The organism is Bremerella volcania, assembly GCF_007748115.1.
In the GTDB taxonomy this organism is placed as follows: domain Bacteria; phylum Planctomycetota; class Planctomycetia; order Pirellulales; family Pirellulaceae; genus Bremerella; species Bremerella volcania.
Window position 1 is genome coordinate 2,385,727 of record NZ_CP036289.1, and the last position, 22,026, is coordinate 2,407,752.

Sequence of the window (22,026 nt, forward strand, 5' to 3'; positions counted from 1 at the left end):
GCGACAACGGATCTTGGAATGCGTCAGCGTTTAAGGAACAAGAAGCGAACCGTCTGGACCCCTGGATAGATGCACAAGAACGCCAGGCGAGAAGTGAGCGAAAGACAAGGCTCTGTTTGACGAATCGGTTCTGATTTGGGTCGTCGAGTTCGCTGCCGCTGAACTGCGTCGATTCGATCGGCCTCGGACCGACGATCGATCAAACAAAGCCTAGAACAACTCGAGCGAAGCGTCTAAGTCGGCCAGAACGGCATCCACTGCTTCATCATCCAGAGGCTTAGTCGAAGCGATGCGTTCGCAGGCGTTGTCGACCGAGTCAATGACGGCCGAATCTTGCGAAGGCAAGACGACTGCCTGAAAGGATAGAACCGAGATGGCAGCTTCTGAAGGTGCCGCCGTGCCGTTTTCTTCTTTCACGTCGCCATGGGAAAGCGTCAGCTCAAAAGCGATCGGCTCTCCTTCCAGCACGCTTGTTTGCGATGTCTCGGCCATTGGCGGCTGGATAGCGTCATCGTTGACGGTGGAGGTGTTCGGAGACGCGGTGAACGCGAACGACGAGAGGGGTTCCGGATCGACCGACTGCTGGGATTCCGACTGAAAAGCAATCGCATCCGACAGCAGTAAGAGATCATGCTTGTTCAAGGAGCCGTCGGCGTTGACGTCAAAATAAGGGATGCCGGGCGTATGCGTCGAATTAATCGCATAGCTTCCGGATGGCGACGAGAGCGTCGCTTGTGGATTGATCAGTTCACCGAAAGCCAGGTCGAAATCGATTTGATCGATCTCCCCGTCATGGTTCAGGTCGGCAGGATTGAGCGGGTTATGCCAGGAGTCGTCGGCGATCGACACCGACCAGGCAACTCGGCTGGCGCCTGCCTGGGGGGTTAAGCTGACGTTGGCTTCCGTCAGCGAGCTGAAGAAGACCTCTGTTCCGTCCGGGGCCGTTACCTTCAGGCGGTAGCTCCCGTCGACGTCAAACGGAAGCGAGAACGCTCCGAATTCGTTGGTTACAACCGTATGAGGGCGCCCTACGACCAGGTTGTCAAGGCCGACATAGTGGATTGCACGGCGCGGGTCATCGGTATTGGTCAGGTGTCCGCGGGCGATTGCGTAGGCCGCTTCCGGCAAGTCCAGTTCGACGACCATGGTTTCGAACGTTCCCGCAGCCATGGGGCTGGTGGTGTATCGTCCCAGCAAGTTGTCTTGTGAGTCGTATAGTTCCAAGATGCCTACATCGCCGTCCACTTCGGCGAACGCGTCAATCGCCACTCGGCTGACTGGGTTATCGAAGGCAATTTTCAGCTGACGCTTTTCTGACCAGACATTGCTCCAGCTTCCACCAGAGTAGTTGTAGAAGCCACGACTGCCGGTGCTGGCAAGCGAACTGTTGCGAGCCGCAACGTCGGCAAAGCCTGGGGCGATCTCCGATCCTTCCGCGGTTAACGTTACGCCGCCGATCGGATCGTAGAAGATCTCGCCATGTGAATAGTCATCCGGCTCGATGATCGTTTGCGTGACTTGCGGGTTGCCAGCCAGATCGACGACTTCAACGGTCCAGCCGGCCAGGCCTTGCTCGCCGGCGTTAAAAATGCCGTCGTCGTTCTGGTCGTAGGTGATGTAGCCCGTGAAACCATGAACGTCAGTCGAGTCGATATGAGCGGTGGAAGCGAGCAGCGACTGCGAGTGAATGTGCCCTGTCTCGTCGACAATACGTACTTCGATATCGTGTGGACTTGAGTCAGGCAGTTGAATCAGGAAGTCAAAATCGGCCGTGTAGTCATCGATCGCAGGGCCTGTTAACCACTGTCCGCCATCCAGGCGAAATTCGATATGGCTCAAGCGATTGGTCGTGACCGAGTTTTGCAGACCCCAGGAATTCTGATTGGGGAGCACCCCGATCGCTGCGTTGCCGCTAATTCGCATTTGATTGGAAACGGGATCAAATTGGCTGCTGGCAGAGAATGAGATCGGCACGTCAAAGACGTCGAAGATTCCATCTCCGTCGGAATCTTTCCAGCCGATCGACTCCAGTGACGACGTGCTGCTGGTATGGCTGGCATAAGCGGCCAGCAGCGAGGCCGATTCTCGGAGCAGACTTGTTTCGATGGTGCCAGGCGATGGGTTGCCGTCGTGGGCATTGGTGTTCTGGGTGTTGTAATAGCCGCGGGTATCTTCGTAGTCGCCGGAACCTTGGTATTCGTCCATCGCCCAGAATTGGTGGGAAACCTCGTGAGCAATCGTGCTGGCAGGCCGTTCGGATGGAACCGCGAGGAACGAGCCACCGGCGAGCGAGAATCCACCGAGTACGCTTCCCGGAGCAAATAGGCCGTCGGAATCGTTTTCGGCATTGATCACAAAAATGGTGAATGCCCAGTTCGTATCGTTGGCCACTCGCTGGCTGTGATTGAACAGTCGAACGTCGTTGTCGATTTTGTCGGACCGCTCGGCCCCCACGTAATCGAGAAATTCGCTAACCCAGATGTCGAGGTCGGTCGCGACGCGGGTAATCGGTTCGATGCCGATCGGAATCGGGTTATCGGCATAAGTGTAGTCGATCTCGAAATTCAACTGGTGAACGTTCGACTGAAGTGCCAAGGTATCGACCCACCACTGCAGCCCTTCTTCGATCCGCTGCTTTACCTGGTTGGTGTGCGTGGCGTTCCAGTTCTCGGTATTGGGGTCGGTCGTACCGTCCGACTCAAAGAATACGACGGTTACCGAGACGTCTCCCAGCATGAACTCGCCGGTATCCAGCGGTTGGGCGTTCAGGGGAATGGCGGAGAGAGCGAGCCGTGATTCGAGTTGTTCGATCCTCTGCATGCGACGCGCAGACTTACCTGCCCGCTTTTTCGCCCCGCGCTGAGCGGAGCGTCGATGAGAGGAGGATCGAAGCATGATTTAATCCAGCGGATATTCGCCAGGAAAGGGACGGAAGGTGCCTAGAGGACCGAGTTAGGGCCTGCGTTATGGGGGCTCATCGGACCGATTACAGGGTGCTTTCATCCTCCCAGATCGCCAGCACTTCGTCGGCGTGTTCGGCAAACACTGCATCGTCCTCTTCCGAGGCGGACGACGACTGGGAATCTTGGCTTGCCATGACGATCAAATCAGTTTGGTCATCAAGCGTTGAAATGACCGCGTCGGTGGTTTCCTCCACCGGCGAAACGACTTGGTTGTCCTCGCTTTCACTCTCGGACGACGACCCGGTCGGTGCCGTTTGGGTCAATGGAAGCGTTGTGCTCAAAGACTGGCCAGAGATATCGGAAGGCTTCTCTTCGGTGACGGTCGAGGGCGACGTGGTTGTGGTGGTCGTTTGCGGCGTCGAGCGGGCTGCTACCGATTCTCCTTCCAGGACGAACGAACTTCCCATCAGCGGCGCGCCACCGAGGTCGCCTGGGTAGCCGGCAGGATAGACGCGTGTGGACGCTGTCTGATCCGATTTGCCATAGTTTTGGATGAACAAACTGAAGTCAGCCAGATCGACCTTGCCGTTGTTGTTGAAGTCGTACTTGCGGAGATTGGGATTGTCATTCACAAGCTTGCCATACTGACCGATGAAGCCAGCGAAGTCGTTAATGCCGATCTTGCGGTCTTCACCGTTGGTACCGACGTCGTAGATCACCGGCCAAACTTCAAAGTTGTGGCTGGCCGTGGCGGAACCATTGATCACGGCTGCGACGCTGGTCGTCGTATTGATCACCGTGGCGTTGGTATCAACCAGAGTGATGTCGGAAGACGGGGTAAAGGTCAGTTCGCCATTGGTATAGTCCACTGGGAGTTCCATATCCGACTTCATCTGGATACGCCCTACCAGCGCATAACGATCGTCCCCCAGGTTGGTCGAGAGGGAACTGAAGCCAATGCGAATCGTTCCGTTTTGTTCATCGACATCCGAGGAGGTGATCGAGTATCGCACGTTGGTAGGATCTTCGGTTCGACCAATCGCTCGGACGAAGCTGAAGTCGTTGGTATCGTAGTTCAGCTCTACGAAGCCTGCCTGAACAGCGTTACCGGCGGGAGCCTTGGCGTAAACTTCGACGTAGAAGTGGTTCCATTCGTCAATGACGTCGACATTCGACGGCAACGCATTCACCTCGCCGCCGGAAGTCCCGGTTTGGGTTGTGACGAATCGCAACTGATAGTCGGCATCAGGGGATGCGATCACTTCCAGGTCGACCCCTTCGAAGTAGACCTGGCCATCTGAGACTAGACTTTGCCCACCGAACTGATGTATCGAAAAGTATTCGTCAGCGCCGATGACGGCGTTGTAGAAGTCAGACCCTACTGCGGTCTCGCTCCCTGCCAGGCGTTCCAGTTGAGGTACGCCGTCGACGTAGATTGGTTGCCAGTCCTGAGGTGTCTGGTTGGGGTTCTCAAATAGGTCCACTTGATCGAAATGGAAATGCGGGATGAATGCCTCGGCCATGTCGTAGACGTTCGGCGTCTGGGCAGTCATCCGGAACGAGAGAACTTCGATTTCGCCCGTTATTGGGGTGGTAAACACGTTCTGCACGCCCAGACGTTCGATGTAGCCGTCGTACTGCACGTTGGGCGCGACAGGATCATACACAGAAATAATCGAAGGGCCGAACATGATCCCCCCGGTACCGTAGGTCGGATCAAAGTCGAAGCCGGCAGCATCGTAGGTGACGTTGAAGTAGGCCGTGAAGAAACCCTTGGCTTCGGCCGAGACGCTGCCGGGGACCGGGGTCACGTCGACCTCAGGCTCGTCGCGGCGGTCGTCGACGTAGGCCTTGATCAGGAACTGTTCCCCCTGTTCGATCTGCGTGATCGGATTCCCATGCAAGTCGGTGGCGGCCAGGCGCAGCGAAAGCAACTCGGTGGTCGCATTGAGCATTTCGCGACCTTCAAGCACCTCAAGACGCGAGACGTGATTCCAGTGGCGACGAAGCGAATTCAGAGAGGCCGAACGGGAGCTTGCTTTTTTCATGGCGATTGCGCGATTGCTTCATGTCCCGAAAGATTCCGCGACATGATGGTGAAATAGGGTGACTTGCGACGATAAGGCGTGCCGCGAGCAAGAGTGCCTAGGTATCAGCGTAATTGCGAGTCTGGCCAACGCAATCGCGTAAACCCTTTGGTAGTTCTAACTTTAGGGATTATACCGGTTGTAACCCCAGAGATATCACGACAAGCCAAAACTTTGGACGATTTCAGGCCCCATTAGTTCCGGTAGAGAATGCAAATCCGGGAAATTTGGAATCTTTTCTTCAAGTCGCGAGGAACTTCTGCCCCGCAAGCTGCGACCAACTGGCTAGGTAACTGGAAAATTATGCGGATCGAGGGGGTTTTACTCCTATTAAGGGATCTGACGAGGGTAAGAAAAAGTTTGCAAAGGCAAAATTACCCAATTAGTCTGGATGACGCTGATCAAATCGCCCCAATTTCCCAAGTTGCTTATTTTGCTACTTGCCTAATCGAAAACATAGGTTGCCGTAGGTCGCCATGAAAAAGAACAAGAGCCGCCAGCACCAGGTCCTTTCCAAGTTGAACAAGCGAGCCAGACGGCAGCGAACCGTACGCCGCATGGAGCCGCTGGAAACTCGATCCATGCTGGCGGGGGATGTGATTGCCGCCGTCCATAACGACTACATGTCGCACGACGTGAACAACGACGGTGTCTTCGACCAGATGGACGTCGATACACTGCTGTTGAATCTCCAGTCGAAGCAAGCTCAGCAGATGGCTTCGCGTGGCCTTCTGGAAGGGGAGCAGACCCTTTACCTCGACGTCGATAACGACGGTCGATTAACCACCCGCGACTTGCTTTCCGCGATGGATGCCTTGTCGCTGGAAGGGGAACTCGCCGACGGGACGTTCAGTGCCGACGTAAATCTTCGCCTGATCACCAGCGGCGGCAATGTCAACGAGACGCAGACCGGGATGGCCGACATCAACGAGACCTTCCAGTTGGAGGTATGGCTGGAGGATACGTCCACGAACCCATCGAGCATTGATTCGGCCTACGTCGACATTACCTTCAATTCGGCACTTTTGACGATGGATCCTACCACGGATATCGTCTTGGGGCCTGGGTTCGTCAGCAATCTTGCTCCTGACGTTCCCAATAATGTCACTCCCTATGGTGCACTGAACAGTCAGAGTGACTTCAATAACTTTGCCCTGGCAAATACGCTGCGGTTCATCGGTGGTTCTTCCAACGGTGCGGGAACGATTGACGCGAATCTCGGTCGTTTGGTCGCGACGCTGACCTTCACCACCGTTGCGGAAGGGACTGTCGACTTTGAAGTGGTCGTCCAAGACAATCCCCAGAGCACCGATCCGGCTGACTTGGCGAGTTCGTTCAACAACACAACGCGCAGCGGTGATATGTTCAGCGATGCGAATGTGAACGCCACCTTCTTCTCGGGTGCGGAACAAGGTGGGTTCCCCCTGGAAATCTCGCGTTGGACCGGTGGTACCGTTTCGCTCGATATCATGGCGGAACCAGTCTCCGGTGCGAACTTCGATTCTTACGAAGTCGTGGAAGACTACCAGGAGGCTCAAGCCGTTCCTGCAGGGGATAACGATCCTCCGGTCGTGACGATTAACGGCATCCAGTACTATGTTCTGGACGTGCTGGAAAACGACATGGACAACGTGCCCAGCGCTGTTTCGGCACCTCGCGATCGCTTCAATATCGACTCAGTTACCCAGCCTGCCCAGGGCATGGTGACTCGTGAACTCGACGCTCAAAATGTGCAGGAAATCGTCGATGCGGGGATCGAATCGCACCAGGTACTGCTGTACCAGGTGCCAACGGGAGTGGGTGGCATCTCGGAATCGTTTACCTACACCATTACCGACAGCGGTTTGACCAACAACACTGGAACGACGACAGCCACCGTCTTCGTTACGATCACCGAAGTCGATCAGGCTGTGCTTCTGCTGGAAGACCCCTATCTACTTGAAGTCGTCGCAGGCATCGAGAGCGATGTGATCGACATCATGGATAACGTCACGCCAGGCGAACCTTCTGACGTGCCGACCTTCATCGGATTCTTCGATGAAAATGGCGGTCCTCTGACCGCTGGCGATCTGCAAGGTACGTTCACGCCGGTTCTGGATGGAATGAACAATCCTACCGGGGAGTTCACCTACGTGTCGAACATTCCTGGTCTGACTGAGATGATCACTTACCAGGTCAGCGACGGTAACAACCAGATCACCACCGGCACCATCATCTTCAAGACGCTGTTTGACAGCCTGCTTTCCGGTGTCGTTTACTTTGACGCCGACAACGATGGTGTTGTCGATGACAATGCCAATACCAATGCCAGCCCCGAAATGCGGATTGGCGGCGTGACGATCGAATTGCTGGATAACGGCGGATCGGTGGTTGCCAGTACGATCACCGACGCTTATGGGGCATACGTCTTCGCTGGCTTCGACGAAGGAACTTATTCGGTCCGCATTACCGATCCTCGCTTTACGCGTAAGGGGATTACCTCCAGCGGTAGCTTTACGCTTAGCGGTAATACGATCAGCGGCATCCAGGTTGGCGGCGGTCAGCCGGGTATCTTCACCGGTTTGAACTTCGGGTACCGCGGCCGCGATTACCAGTACATCGGCTTGGGTGATTCGATCGCATCGAACACTGAAGACAGCATCGTGCTGGCGTTCTCGAAGCCAGGCGGTCTGGATTCGCTCGAATGGTATGCCGTGGACCTGGGCTGGGAAAACCTGGTGAATGTCCGATCCGATCTCTCCTTCTTCGATACCGCCACCGGGGCAAGCCAAATTGCCTTTGAGGTAGCCGTCGATGGGTTGGACGATCCGGTGATCGTGGTTCAGGCCTTCTCGCCATCGACCCCTGGTTACATGGTCGTTGCCAATGGACCTGAGGGCATGATCGTTCGCATCAATGGTGGAGCCTCGGCCGTCATGACCAATCTGGCGGCAGCCGTCGATGCGGCTTTTGCCAGCCTGTAAGCCTCTAGCAGGCAATTAACAAAAAAAGAGCCGATCCTTCGGGACCGGCTCTTTTTATTTCTTGAACGACTCCGCTTCGGCTTAGTAGTGGTATTCCATACCGAAGGTCAGGCCGACAACCCAGAAGTCCTGTTCGATGAAGCTGAACTGAGGATCGGTTGGGTTAACGACGCTGGGGTCGATGTTCGGATTGATCAAGGTCGCTGCGGTCGATACGTCGCTGAAGTACACGAAGTTGGCCCCCAACTTGAAGTCGAGGTTGCAGTTGTAAGCGTAGATCATATCGACCGTCGCTTCAGGAATGTAAGCGAACTGATCGCGGCTAAAGCTGCCCGAGTTGGTGCTGCGAGCGTAGATCCCCTGATTGTCCGACAGGACGCCGTTGATGGTCGTCGAGCCAGAAATAGTGGCTTCCTGCTTCATGCCACCCAGGCTGATCTTACCCATCGCACGCCAGCTGAAAGGGCCGTCCTGGAATTCGGCGATCAAACCCAACTGGCCGCCGTGGAATTCGTTGGTCGCGGCGAAGCTGTCTCGGTAGGCAACCACGTCACCGACCGAAAGCGTACTACCGGTGTCTTGGTTGGTGAACTGAGCGTTAATCGCGAAGCTGTCTTCAAACTTGGCGTAGCTATAACCGGTGACGAAGTCCCAGCGGTTGCCGTGGTTGGTGTGAATATGCTTGGTGACGAAGACGTCGCCCATGTACAGGTTGTTTTCGTTGTTCAGGGCAATCGTCGTATTGTCCGCGGCGTTGGTACCGGTACCCGGCAAGGCCACAACCACCGAATCTTGCAAGCCGGTGTTGGTGTTAAAGAACGGGAATGCCAACGTCGTGAAGGAATTGGAACCGGTGTTGTAGTTGGCTCCATCGTCTTCCAGTGCCAGGAAACGGCCGCCGACACTCCAGTTTTGGTAATCGTCCAGCCATAGGCCAATCGTGATACGGCCACCCAGGCTGGCATCGCCCGATTCATACCCGTCGCCGAACAGAACTCGCGTGGTGGCGGCACCCAGAATGCCTTCGTCCGCCGGATCGCTGGTCGTCAGGATCGCTGGGTAATTTCCACCGTGACGCCAGACAACCAGCGTGTCGAAGCTTCCGTAAGCTCGAGGTGGAAGTGCACAACCGTCGTCGCAGGCACCGCCGGCGACGTTTTCGTATTGAACGTAATCGCCGGCAGGTTCGTACATCGAACCATCGACCGGACCACCGTATTGCATGCCGGGGTTCGTTTGACCGTTGGCATTGGCGGCAGCCATGTAAGCATAAGGATCGGGAGCGCCCATCATGGGACCAGGGCCAGCCATGGGGCCCATTGGGCCAGGAGCACCCATCATCGCTTGAGGTGCATACCCCGGTTGCATCCCAGCTGGTGGCATTCCGACGGGATTATAGGGAGCAGGAGCACCGGCGGGATATGGGGATCCCATCGGAGCATAACCCTCTTGGGCAAAGGATCGACCTGAGCCGAGTAGCACGGCCGCGATCGAGAAAGCTAGGGTGGAGTAGTTAAGCTTCATGTTGTGTGCTCGCAAACTAATGCTGTCGCTCCCAAGGCCCTGCCTCGTTCCGAAGTACGGAAGGAGTTACAAGAGCTACCGCTTGCGTCTGATGGACATCCAAAATCGAATAGCCAACGACTAACTTGGTTTCATAACGAGCCAAGTCGATCGGGCGGAATGGTTTCTTTTGTCAGGACGCTCGCCCTGCGCTCGAACGGTCCGCGTACGATTATTCCGGACGTATTAGGAATGTCGGCCGTCAGGTGTGTGCCGGTTAAGCAAAAAGCAAGGTGCAACCCGTATAAACGGAATTCTCCAACCAGAACGGCGGGAAATCGTGAAAATGGGTGTTTTAGGAAGAGTTTGACGACTATGTCAGGTCGTGCAGGTCGTAGTGGACCTTGTATCGATCAAGCTTGGCAAATCTTAGGAATCCCCTTGCGGAATATTGGGAACGGAAAGACTTGTCTTTCATACTAAAATCTAATGTGGGCAACGGTTAGAATGCCCCAACCACCTATCGTAGTGGCAGCACACCTACGGGGACCGTAATAGTTTGGATACCAATCAACAGACCTTGGAAGCACCCCAGGCGGAAGAGTCGAACAAGCCGGAAGCTCCGCAGCGGGGAGCTCCTCGCAAGTTTTCCGCCAACCCGTTGGGGGCGGCCTATTCGCAGATAACCCGATCGGGGCTCGCACGCTTCGTGGCGAAGCTACCACTGATCGATCGCTTCGAAGCAGAGCTGAAAGATCTCTCGGACCGCGACCTGCGCAAGCACAGCCTGGGCCTGCGCCATCGGGCCAAAAGTGGTGAGCCGCTATATAAGTTGCTTCCCGAAGCGTTCGCTTTGGTCCGCATTGCGGGTGCTCGCACGCTGAACATGCGCCATTACGAGGTGCAGCTGATTGGCGGGATGATCATGTTCAATGGTTCGATTGCCGAGATGGAAACGGGGGAAGGGAAAACGCTGACCGCAACCCTGCCGACCTATCTTTATGCACTGCCTGGTAAAGGAGTGCATGTGGCCACGGTGAACGACTACCTGGCCGCCCGTGACGCCGAGCTGATGATGCCCATCTATAAGATGTTGGGAATGACGGTTGGCGTGATCGAATCCCAAATGTCCTCACCAGATCGGCGAAAGGCATACGCTTGCGACATTACTTATGGGACGTCGAAAGAATTCGGTTTCGACTTCCTCCGAGACCGACTTCTCATCCGACAGACCCGCGAGCAAGGTTTGGGCGTGCTGGGGCCACTGCTAGCGGGCAAGTCGGAGAAAAGTGAAGAGCCAGTTCAGCGAGAGCATTTTTTCGCATTGGTTGACGAAGCGGACAGTGTTTTGATCGATGACGCCCGAACGCCGCTGGTGATCAGTGCGATTCCTGGCGAGGCGGAAAAGGTCGCCGTGGCTTGCCATCGCTGGGCTGCCAAAAGTGAAGAGGAATTCGAGGAAGATCACCACTACGAATACGACCACGATAAGAAGTCGGTCGAACTAACCGTTTCCGGGCGACTATTGGTCCGGCAGATCCCCAAGCCGAAACTGCTGGACACCGTAGGCCTGGTCGACCTGTACGACTACGTCGAGCGAGCCATCAAGGTCAAACGCGACTTCCATAGCGGGCAGCACTACGTGATCCGTGACGGAGAAGTTGTGATCGTCGACGAGTCGACCGGGCGTATCGCCGAAGGTCGAAAGTGGAGCTACGGCATCCACCAGGCGATCGAGGCCAAAGAAGGTGTCGAGGTGACGGTTGCCACCGGGCAAGCTGCCCGAATCACCGTTCAAGACCTCTTCTTACGCTACCGTCACTTGGGTGGGATGACCGGTACGGCATCGAGTTCCAAAGGGGAATTCAAGAAGATTTACAAGCTGAACGTGATCAAGTGTCCTACTAACCGCATCCCGCAGCGGAAACTTTGGCCAGATCGCGTGTTCGGCAACAGCGATGCCAAGTGGGCGGCGATTGTCGATGAGATTCGCGAGATCCACTCGCAAGGGCGACCTGTGCTGGTCGGTACGCGAACGATCGAAAAGAGCGAGCATCTCTCCAAGCTATTAGAAGAGGAAGGAATCGATCACGAAGTCCTCAATGCCCACCAGGTAGCGGTCGAAGCGGACATCGTTTCCCGCGCCGGGCAGCCAGGAAAAGTGACCGTCGCCACGAACATGGCTGGTCGTGGTACCGACATCAAGTTAGGTGACGGGGTCCACGCATTGGGCGGCTTGCATGTGATTTGCACGGAGCTGCACGACTCGGCTCGGATCGATCGTCAGTTAGTCGGGCGTTGTGGTCGTCAGGGAGACCCCGGCAGCACGCGGCAATTTATGGCCTTGGATGACGACTGCTTGCTGGTTGGTCTGGGGCCGAAGCGATACAAGAAGCTGGTTGCCTACGGTGAAGAGCGGCTCGGCGAGCTGCCAGGCTACTCCAAGCTGTTCCGAAAGGCGCAACGCAAGATCGAGAAGAAGCACTTCAGTGATCGCAAGGTTCTACTGTATCACGAGAAGCAGCGTAAGAAGATGCACCGCGAAATGGGACAAGATCCTTATCTGGATTCGCCAGATTAGCCAGTATGATGCGGTTTCGAGACAGATGGAACGAAGTCACCCTCTGGTCCGTCGAAACGTTGCGTTTTATTATCCAAATGGCAGCAAAGCTTGTAAGATTTCTTACCGTAACTTCTTGTCAGATAGTGAACAAACGACTCTTGGGTCGTGTAGAGTTCTTCGGCGATACGACCCTTGTAACCCGCACAGCCTGCCGCAGAGCATCCCTCGTTGACACCTTTTCGGGTTTCAAGATTTTCGATTCTCACCTCCCTTGTTATGGTGAGACGTAGGATTTTGCGATCGCGAATCGATCGGCCTCTAACCTTAAATTCCCATTATGAATAGTCCCGGCATGTCCACAGAGCCCTCGTCCGTGAATCCCGAGACCCTCGAAAGCACTAAAAAGCAGATTCGAGGTCTGATTCAGGAGATTGCCCAGCTTTCCAAACGGGATGTACCACCAGAGGAGTACTTCAAAGAAGTCTTGCCTAAAGTGGTTTCCGCATTGGCTGCCGTGGGTGGTGCTGCCTGGATCTATGACGACCAGCGCCGGCCGCAACTGATTTACCAAATCAATCTTGCCCGCGGTCTTGTCGATCCGAAAAGTGACGAAGGCATTCGTCACCTTCGATTGATCGAATCGATGTTCAAGGGCTCCGAAGCCCAGCTCTTGCCACCGCAGTCAGGCGGGGCCGAAGAGAACTCGGCCGGCAACCCGACCAACCAACTTCTGGTGGTCGCTCCGATCCAAGTCGAAGACAAGGTCGAAGGGGTCATCGAGATCTTCCAGCGACCGAACTCGGCCCCCAACAGCCAACGCGGTTATCTCCGTTTTCTGGAGCAGATGTGTGGGCTGGCAACCGACTGGTTCAAGACTCGCAAGCTGCGTGACTTCAACGATCGGCAATCGTTGTGGTCGAAGATCGAACAGTTCAGCCGCGCCGTTCACGAGAACCTCGACCTGCGTCAAACGGCCTACACCATCGCCAACGAAGGTCGTCGGCTGATTGGCTGCGACCGCGTGTCGGTCGTCTTGCGACGTGGCCGCTGGAAGGTGGAAGCCGTCAGCGGACAAGACGTGTTCGACTCGCGGGCGAGCCAGGTGCAGCTGCTCGGCAAGCTGGCCTCGCGCGTGATTGAAACAGGCGAACCGTTCTGGTTCAGCGGGCAGACCGAAGATCTGTCTCCGCAACTGGAAACGGCAGTCCACGACTATGTCGATGAATCGCACACCAAGACGATCGCCGTCATTCCGCTGCGTCGCCCGGAACATGCCACCGACAACATGCAGCGGGAAGAGGGGGAAGAAGAACGCCAATTCCAGGGCGAGATCCTCGGCGCGCTGGTGGTCGAGCAGATCGAAGACAGCTCGCAGCAGGAAGAGTTCTCCAAAGGGGTCGAACTGATCTCGGAGCACAGCAGCCGTGCGTTGGCCAATGCGATCGACTACAACTCGATTCCGCTGACGCCCGTTTGGCGTCTGCTTGGTAAGTCGAAGGTCTTGGTCACCGCCCGAAATCTTCCCAAGACGGTCCTGGCCGTGGTTGCCGCCGTGGCGATCATTGCCGCTCTGTTCTTGATTCCCGCTCCCTTCAAAGTCGCAGGCGCCGCAACGCTGACGCCGGTGGTGCAGCGTGAAGTGTTCGTCAATGTCGAAGGGGAAGTGATTGAAGTCCCGGTCGACCACGGCGATCACGTCGAGCAAGGGCAAATGGTTGCCCGGCTGCGGAACACCGAGCTTGAACGACAATACAAACAGTTCACCGGCGATCGCGAAAAGACCTTGTCGACGTTGCAAGCCCTTGAGTTTCGTAAGCGTCGTCCGGAGAGCCAGCGAAATGCGGCGGAAGCAACGCAGTTGACCATCGACCTCGGCCAGGCTCGTCAGAAGTACGAACAACTGAACGAACAGGTCGCCCTGCTCGAAGAGAAGATGGCTCGTCTCGATGTCGCCAGCCCGATTGCCGGCGAGATCGTGACCTGGGACGTGCGAGACAACTTGATGCAGCGTCCCGTTCAGCCAGGCCAGGTGCTGATGACCGTCATCGATCCGACGCAGGATTGGATTCTGGAAATTCGCATGCCGGAGAAACGAATCCAACACATTCAGTACGCCTTGGAACATCAGCAAGGTTCCGAAGCCCTGGAGGTGACCTACATCATGGCCAGCGATCCAGGTCGCCAACTCACCGGTTACGTCACCGAGATCCAGCGTCTGGCTCAGCCTGACGAGGAAGAAGGGCAGATCGTGAAGCTGAAAGTGGCGATCGACAAGCAAGACATTCAGCATCTGCGAGCAGGTGCCACGGCAACCGCCAAGGTCCACTGCGGAACGGCTTCGTTGGGCTACACCTGGTTCCACGAACTGTTCGAGTTCGTCGAATCCCGAATTTTGTTTTAACCCCAGCATCGTTTCGATGCGTTCATTTCATGCTTTTTCGGCCTGCAATGAGTATGCAGGATCGATCATCGCACGAGGTAAGAAACCCATGTCCAAGTCTGTGATTCTATCGGTTGCCACTTTGCTACTGATTGCCGGACACGTTTCCGCTCAAACGTCCGCGACGCCATCCCAGGTCGTCGTCGAACGCTGCCTGGTGTCGTTGATCGACGAAGTCAATGTGCCGGCACAAGAGACCGGCGTGCTGTTGAGCATTCCTGTCGAACGTGGCGACTACATCACCGTGGGAACCCATATCGCACAGATCGATGATTCCCTGCCAACCAAGCAGCGTGAGATTGCCAAGCTGAAATGGGACAAGGCCACCGAACAGGCAACCAACCAGGTCGACATCAAGTACGCTGCTAAAGCGGCCGAGGTCTCGAGGGCTGAGTTTGAACAGCTCGAAGCCGCCAATAAAGGCGTCAAAGGTGCGATCGCCGAGATCACCATTCGCAAAGCCAAGCTTCAGTGGGAAAAGGCCCTGCTGCAAGCTGAACAGGCCGACATGAACTTCAAGGTCGCCGGCATGACCGCTGGCGAAGCGAAGGCCGAGATGGAAGCGGCCGACATGATCATCGACAAATGCAAGATCACCACGCCGATTGATGGCGTCGTCGTGCAGAAGTATCGCCACGAAGGGGAATGGGTTCGTCCCGGTGATCCACTGATGCGTGTCGTCGGGCTGAAACGCCTGAAGGTCGATGGCTCGTTGAATGCCGACCAGTACGTTCCCGGAATGGTGATTGGCAAGCCGGTCACGGTCCGAGCCGAAACGCCGGGCGGGCTGATCACGCTGGAAGGAACCATTACTTTTGCCAGCCCCGAAATCGATGCCACCGGCAACTTCGATTTCTCCGCGGAAGTCCAAAACCAACTCGCCAACAATTCGATGAGCCTTTACCCAGGGGACGTGGCCGATGTGACCATTCACCTGGATCGTCCTTCGACGCTCAGTGCTCATTTCGAGGGTAACCGCAAATAAGCGGTTTCGCGACAAGCTTACGACTCCCCTTCCCCGCCCCGAGAGTTAGCATTGGTCAGTCTTCAAGACAGTTTGGTTGCCAGTAGCAGTCGTCCGCTGCCGCTGCGTAAGCGTCCCGACCTCTCCGCCCGGCAGCACACCTACCAGGGGCGAGGTTACTGGGTCGTGAAGGAACCGATTGGGCTGAACTACTTTCGCTTCCAGGAAGAGGAATACGCCATCCTGAACATGCTCGATGGCAAGACTTCGCTGCAAGAGATCAAAGAGAAGTTCGAGAAAGAGTTCGCGCCGCAGAAGATCAGCTTCAATGACCTGCAGCAGTTCATCGGAACGTTGCACCGCAGCGGTCTGGTGATCACCACGGCGATGGATCAAGGGCGGCAGCTGAAAGTTCGCCGCGACGAGCGGAAGTGGAAAGAGACCGTCCAGTTGATGTCCAACATCCTGGCCGTCCGCTTCAAAGGGTTTGATCCCGATCGTCTGCTGACGGCGCTCAATCCGTATACTCGCTGGTTCTTTACGTTCCCGGCGATGATCTTAGTGATGCTGTTATGTGCCGCGGCCCTCACGCTGGTTACGGTGCAGAACGACGTGTTCCGCAGCCGTTTGCCGTCGTTTCAAGAGTTCTTTGGTCCGTCGAACTGGTTACTGCTGGGCGCGGTATTGGGCGTGACCAAGGTGCTGCACGAATTCGGCCACGGTCTGTCCTGCAAGCGGTACGGCGGCGAATGCCACGAAATGGGTGTCATGTTCCTGGTGATGACGCCGTGTCTGTACTGCAACGTGTCCGACTCGTGGATGCTGCCCAACAAGTGGCATCGTGCGGCGATCGGTGCGGCGGGAATGTACGTCGAAGTCTTTCTGGCTTCGATCGCCACGTTCGTGTGGTGGTTTAGCGAGCCCGGTTTGTTGAATCACTTGGCGCTGCAGGTGATGTTCGTTAGTTCGGTGAGCACGGTGATCTTCAACGGTAACCCCCTGCTCCGCTACGACGGTTACTACATCTTGTCGGACATCATGGAAGTTCCGAACATGCGTCAAAAGGCGAGCAGCGTGCTGCATCGCTACATGTCGAAGTATTGTCTGGGGATGGAACTTCCTGACGATCCATTTTTGCCGGAACGAAACCAATTCTTCTTTGGTCTCTACACCGTCGCATCCAACGTTTATCGCCTTTTCGTGACCGCCTCGATCATGCTGTTTTTGAACCAGGTCTTCAAGCCATACGGCTTGCAGGTCATTGGTCAGATGATCGCGTTGGCCGGGATCTACGGATTGGTGGTGATGCCTATCTATCAATTGTGCAAGTTCCTGTATGTCCCTGGGAGAATGTCACAGGTGAAGCGGAAAAATGTGTTGATTACCGCCTCGGTCGTGGCAGCGGTGATCGCGGGAATCGTGTGCGTTCCCGTCCCCCAATGGGTGAAGTGCCCGGTGGAAGTGCAACCGAGAAACGCTGAGAGTGTCTTCGTGGTGGTGCCAGGTCAGTTGGAAAGCATGCTGGTCGAGCCAGGCCAACAGGTCACCCGCGGCACGAAGCTGGCCCGGGTCACCAATCTCGACTTGCTGCTGGAACTCTCCGAGTTGGAAAACGAAGAGGAACGCCTGGAGCTTCTTTCCGAAGCCCTCAACAATCAGCGTTTGCGGGCCGAGCAAGGTGGCGAGGTGGAACAGACTTACCTGGAGGTCCTTCAGCAACTCAAGTCGGTTCAACAGCAATTGGAAAAGAAGCGTCAGCAGGTCGCGTTGATCGACGTACCTGCTCCGATTGATGGAACCGTGTTCCCGGTACCTGATAAGAAGAACCGTGGTGGTGGTGATAACGGCATGTTGCCGGAATGGTCAGGTTCGATCTTCGATACGAAGAACCAGGGGGCCAACCTTTCCACGAGCGACATCGTTTGCCAGATCGGTAACGCCGACGAGATGGAAGCCGTCCTCTATATCGATCAGGACCACATCGAACTGGTCAATCCCGATCAAGAGGTTGCGATCAAGTTGGATGCCTTCCCTGGGCGTACCTTCAAGGGACGCATCGCGGTAATGGGAAGCAAAGAAGTCGAGTTCATTCCGCCTGCCCTCAGCACACAGCAAGGGGGCGACCTGCCGGCCATTACCGATCAAGAGACAGGACGGCTACGCCCGCAGAACGCGACCTTCCCGGCTCAGGTCCCTTTGGCCGGTGTCGACGAAGAGTTGAAACTGGGAATGCGTGGCCGGGCGAAAGTCTGGGTTCAATGGGAACCGATGGGAAGCCGCCTGTGGCGATACATTTCTCGCACGTTCCATTTCTACCTGTAGTCGCCAACTTACGTAAAGTCTCGGTCTTTCTTCCAGTTGTTTCGGTTTTGATGGTTAGGGTAGGTTGATACCACCTTTTGATGTGACAAACTATGCATTGGCCATCTCGAAGTAGTGACGGCCCTGACTAAACTAGCCAATACCATAGCGGTAAACATTAAATCCTTAGGAGACAATTTACATGTCGGACGCCCCTGAAAACCAAGGTCAAGCTGCCCCAAAGCAAGTCGAATTGGACGAATCCGGCGCGATTGCTTGTTACGCCAACTTCTGCCGCGTGACGGGTACGCCAGAGGAGTTGATCATTGACTTCGGTTTGAATACCCAGCCGATGGTTCAATCGCAGGAAAAGATCAAGGTCCAGCAGCGAATCATCCTCAACTACTACACCGCCAAGCGTATGCTGGGGGCTCTGCACATGGCCGTTCAGCGTCATGAAGCTGCCTTCGGTACGCTCGAAACGGACATCCAAAAGCGCGTGATTCCATCGGCACAGCGTCCGGCCAGTGAATAGTCCCGATTGACAGCCTAAACCCAAACGCGGAGCGGCCTTGCTGTTCCGCGTTTTTTTATGCGCGAAACTAGGAACGAAACCCCCGCTCGGAGCGTCCAAGAGGTTGAGGGAAGATCTGCTTTAGGGGTTTATCAACGGAACTTCGTTGGAAAGTGATAGCCCCCCATGTACCATATATGTTCCGGGTGTTGCTTGCGTATATTGACCACCTTGACTGCATTGGCACCTTCCGGACTAAGCAAACTCCCCTCTTAGTTGCCCCATGCTTGACTTAGATCCCATGGCCATAGTCGATTCCACTATCTTCGTAGCGGTTGCCGTCGTGATTGGGTTGTTGCTGACCGTATCGGCGGTGACGGCGATTGCGATGCGTGCGCTGCGCCAGACGCCATGCTATGCCGACAAACGACGACGTAGCCAATGGAAAGTGCAAGGGCAGCAACTCGAATCGCGACAGCTTCTTGACGGGGCGATGGGGAACGAGGCCTTGGCGCTGGAAGGAGAGTCCATCACCGTCCATGGGGTGACCTACGACAACGTCGATTTGAAGGCCCTCGCCAAGGCGATCGCCGACAGTGGAGCGATCTTCTTTGGTGCCGATTGGTGTCCTCACTGTACCCGGCAAAAGGGAATGTTCGGCGATGGTGCCGCTGACCTGCCGTTCGTCGAAGTCACGAATCCCAATCACACCCTTAATCAAGTCGGTTCCGACAACAACATCACCCAGTTGCCTACCTGGGTATTCGCCGATGGCACGCGTGTGACCGGCGTGCTCGAGATCGAAGAACTTCTCGACTACACCGGACTTACCATCCCGCAAGGCGAGCCGTTGTACTTCGCCGAGATCCCGGATCAAACCGGGCTGATCTCGGGGCAGTCGTACCATGTTGCATTGGATGGCTACTCCCCTTCCGGCCAACCGTTGACGTACACGGTGACCTCGTCGTCCGGCACGGTCATCGCTTCGGTGATGCAAGGGAACAAAAGTCTGCGAATCTACACGAGCCGATTCGGGACGATGGAGTTCTACTTATTCGAGCAAGAGGCGGGACGCGCGACATCTCGAATCATCGAACTGGCCGAGAGCGGCTTTTATGACGGCCTCACGTTCCATCGCGTTTTTCAAAGCTTCGTGTTGCAAGGGGGCGATCCGAATGGCAACGGAACCGGCGGTTCGTCGCTGCCCGACTTCAAAGACCAATTCAATCCTAACCTGCGACACAACGGCACCGGTATCTTGTCGTATGCCAAGTCATTCGACGATACCAACGACTCGCAGTTCTTCATCATGGAAGGCATCGCCCCGCACTTGGACTTCCAACATACCGTCTTTGGTTATATGACCGAAGGGGAAGTCGTCCGCGAGTCGATCAGCGGCACGCCTACCGGCAGCAACAATTTGCCGCAATGGCAGGTCGTAATGGACGAGGTGTCGACGTTCGTCGACCTGGAGAATGGCGTTCTACGGTTGAAGATCCCCGAAGGGGCATCGGGAACTGAGACAATCACCGTTACCGTATCGGACGGGCAAGGGCACACTCTCAGCCGATCGTTTGACGTCACCTATGCCTCGAACGAAAATTACACCTCGAACCCTTACCTGGCGTTCGTCCCCGACATCGCCATGACGCCTGGAAGTAGCCACACGTTTCAGTTGACGGCTACCAATCTGGACGGGGACGAGTTGATCTTCTATGATCAGTCGGACTTTGACCCACAAAACGACTATCTGCCTGCTTATGCACCCAACGGGCTGGTCTATTCGGTCGACAGTTCCACCGGTTTGTTGCAGGTGAATGCAAGCGCCGGACTTGCGCCGGGAGTCTACAAAATCGTCGTCGCCGTATCCAATGACCTGGATGGCGAAATCATCTCCGGTTTGATTGACTACGACGTAATTCAAGTCACCGTGGCGAATCGGCCGGTATTGAATCAGGATTTCGTCAATCTCAATGAAGACGGGTCGGTCACGTTCAATCCCCTGACCAACGATACTGACTCAGCCAGCACGCTTGATCCGGCGTCCTTTCGTTTCCTGTCGCAGCCGTCGGTGGGTGAAGTATCGTACGACCGTGAGACAGGCGAAGTCACCTATACGCCCCCAGCCGATTTCCATGGAACCGCTTCGTTTCAATACGATGCTGCAAACGAATTTGGTATCTACGGTACGCCTGCCACGGTGACCTTGACTGTTGCTCCGATCAACGACGAACCGGAAGCACTCGACGACGTTTTCCTGGCCGATCGAGATACGGCGACGCTTTTGCCGGTGTTGAAGAACGACGACAAGGGCCCCGGTGAAGCGAACACAACCGTACTGATTACTCTGGCATCAAACGCCACCGCGGCTGGCGGAACGGTTGTGGTCGTGGGTGACAACGTCCAGTATACGCCGGCAGCGAACTTCACCGGCTCTGATACGTTCACCTATACGATCGATGACGATGGCATGGAGTCGACCGCCACGGTAACGGTCGACGTGGGTGACGTCTCCAACTTCACGATCACGGCAGTCCGCGATCTGACCGATACCGGCGGCGACAGCATCGTCGATAGTCGGCCTCAGAGCGACGAAATCATCGGCGAATGGGATGCGTTCTGGTTGGAAGTGTGGATCACGCCGGATGGCACCGGCGGAGACACCGTGACGGCGGCCTCCTCCACGTTAAACTTCGACTCGTCCATCTATCGGGCGACCTCGATCGTCATCGATTCGACGTTTACCGCGGCATCGGGAAGCGGCGTGAACAATGGATCAGGCACCGCCACCATCAACGTGACGTCCTCCGGGGTGACTCTCGCCGCAGGCGAACGTATTCGCATCGGACGAGTCCGCTTCGAGCCCGTCGCCAATGGGCTGGATGCTCCTGAAATTGGTGAAACGCTGGGTGTCGATTTCAACACCTTCCTGACGTCGATGACCGGTGCCTCGCTGACCGTCGACGGAGTTGGCGTGGTGAATGGCCCAACCACGGATGTCGACCTTCCCGTTCGTTTGCTGCCGATGGTTTATGACCTGAACGACGATGGCAAGGTAGGTGTCGTCGACTTCAGCATCTACATAAATACGATCGTAAGCAGCAACTCCAGCAGCTTCGTCGATTTCGACTTGTCCGGCGACATGTATGGAAGCGGGTTCTCGTTCTTCCGCTCGGCTTTCGGCGATACGCATGACGGCGTGAACCATGCGTTCGTTTGGTCGCCTGTTCTGCTGAAAGCGGCGATGAGTGACATGATCCTCACTACGCACATCAATGTCGGCAGCAGTGCCCAGTCGCTCAGCACCGAAGACGTTGCCACGGTGACCACGGCCCTGCCACCGTCGGTGATTACCAGCAGCATCGAAAGTGACACGAACGTCGTCACCATTCACATCGTCGACTTGCCGGGCACTCAATTGGCATCGACGATCGGCAATTCGATTTATCTCGATGCCAACGCCGCCGGTTGGGGCTGGTTCGTCGATTCGACTCCGCTTGATTCGTCTGAGTTCAGCGCCAATAGCGAGAACGGCCGATTGCTCGCGTCGAGTGCTTCCGCGGCTTCCGGCAAGATCGACCTGCTGTCGGTGCTGATGCACGAACTAGGGCACGTTGCCGGCCTCGAGCACACGACGGATGGCCTGATGAGTGCAACCATTTCGCCGGGCGAACGCCTGATCGACTGGGATCAGGATGCGTTTGAAGAGAGCTTCTATGTCTCTGCCGTCGATTTGCTTTTCGGCAGTGAAGAAGACTAAGTGCACACAATCCGCGTGCCGCCAGATT

10 protein-coding genes are annotated in these 22,026 nt (G+C 56.0%); 7 read left to right on the plus strand and 3 right to left on the minus strand.

Translation table 11 applies throughout. From position 1 onward, the window contains the following. Positions 1 to 210 precede the first annotated feature (210 nt). Entirely contained in the window at positions 211 to 2,895 is a 2,685-nt protein-coding gene (locus Pan97_RS09845) for a dockerin type I domain-containing protein (RefSeq protein ID WP_144972063.1), read from the minus strand. 91 nt (positions 2,896 to 2,986) lie between these two features. Further along, positions 2,987 to 4,951, minus strand: a complete 1,965-nt coding sequence (locus Pan97_RS09850; protein ID WP_144972065.1) for a hypothetical protein — start codon at positions 4,949 to 4,951, stop codon at positions 2,987 to 2,989. A 515-nt stretch (positions 4,952 to 5,466) separates the two neighbouring features. Here Pan97_RS09850 and Pan97_RS09855 point away from each other — a divergent pair. Beyond that, positions 5,467 to 7,953: an SdrD B-like domain-containing protein gene (locus Pan97_RS09855; protein ID WP_144972067.1), complete on the plus strand. Its 2,487-nt coding sequence runs from the start codon at positions 5,467 to 5,469 to the stop codon at positions 7,951 to 7,953. An 81-nt stretch (positions 7,954 to 8,034) separates the two neighbouring features. Here the strand turns inward: Pan97_RS09855 and Pan97_RS09860 are convergent, their stop codons facing one another. Then, positions 8,035 to 9,477: a BBP7 family outer membrane beta-barrel protein gene (locus tag Pan97_RS09860; RefSeq protein WP_144972069.1), complete on the minus strand. Its 1,443-nt coding sequence runs from the start codon at positions 9,475 to 9,477 to the stop codon at positions 8,035 to 8,037. Between the two features lie 538 nt (positions 9,478 to 10,015). Between Pan97_RS09860 and Pan97_RS09865 the strand changes: the two genes are divergently transcribed. The 6 genes from Pan97_RS09865 (at position 10,016) to Pan97_RS09890 (ending at position 21,998) form a co-directional block, all read left to right on the plus strand. Beyond that, positions 10,016 to 12,037, plus strand: a complete 2,022-nt coding sequence (locus Pan97_RS09865) for a preprotein translocase subunit SecA (RefSeq protein ID WP_241676381.1) — start codon at positions 10,016 to 10,018, stop codon at positions 12,035 to 12,037. A gap of 334 nt (positions 12,038 to 12,371) precedes the next feature. After that, the gene (locus Pan97_RS09870) at positions 12,372 to 14,420 is read left to right on the plus strand and encodes an HlyD family efflux transporter periplasmic adaptor subunit (RefSeq protein ID WP_165698681.1); all 2,049 of its coding nucleotides are present in this window, start codon (positions 12,372 to 12,374) and stop codon (positions 14,418 to 14,420) included. A gap of 88 nt (positions 14,421 to 14,508) precedes the next feature. Next, the gene (locus Pan97_RS09875; RefSeq protein ID WP_165698682.1) at positions 14,509 to 15,444 is read left to right on the plus strand and encodes an HlyD family secretion protein; all 936 of its coding nucleotides are present in this window, start codon (positions 14,509 to 14,511) and stop codon (positions 15,442 to 15,444) included. 51 nt (positions 15,445 to 15,495) lie between these two features. Continuing rightward, positions 15,496 to 17,745 carry an HlyD family efflux transporter periplasmic adaptor subunit gene (locus Pan97_RS09880; RefSeq protein ID WP_144972077.1) on the plus strand — a complete coding sequence of 750 codons (2,250 nt, stop codon included), beginning with the start codon at positions 15,496 to 15,498 and terminating at the stop codon, positions 17,743 to 17,745. Positions 17,746 to 17,926: 181 nt separating this feature from the next. Continuing rightward, positions 17,927 to 18,259: a DUF3467 domain-containing protein gene (locus tag Pan97_RS09885; RefSeq protein ID WP_144972079.1), complete on the plus strand. Its 333-nt coding sequence runs from the start codon at positions 17,927 to 17,929 to the stop codon at positions 18,257 to 18,259. A 262-nt stretch (positions 18,260 to 18,521) separates the two neighbouring features. Further along, the gene (locus Pan97_RS09890) at positions 18,522 to 21,998 is read left to right on the plus strand and encodes a peptidylprolyl isomerase (RefSeq protein WP_144972081.1); all 3,477 of its coding nucleotides are present in this window, start codon (positions 18,522 to 18,524) and stop codon (positions 21,996 to 21,998) included. Positions 21,999 to 22,026 lie beyond the last annotated feature (28 nt).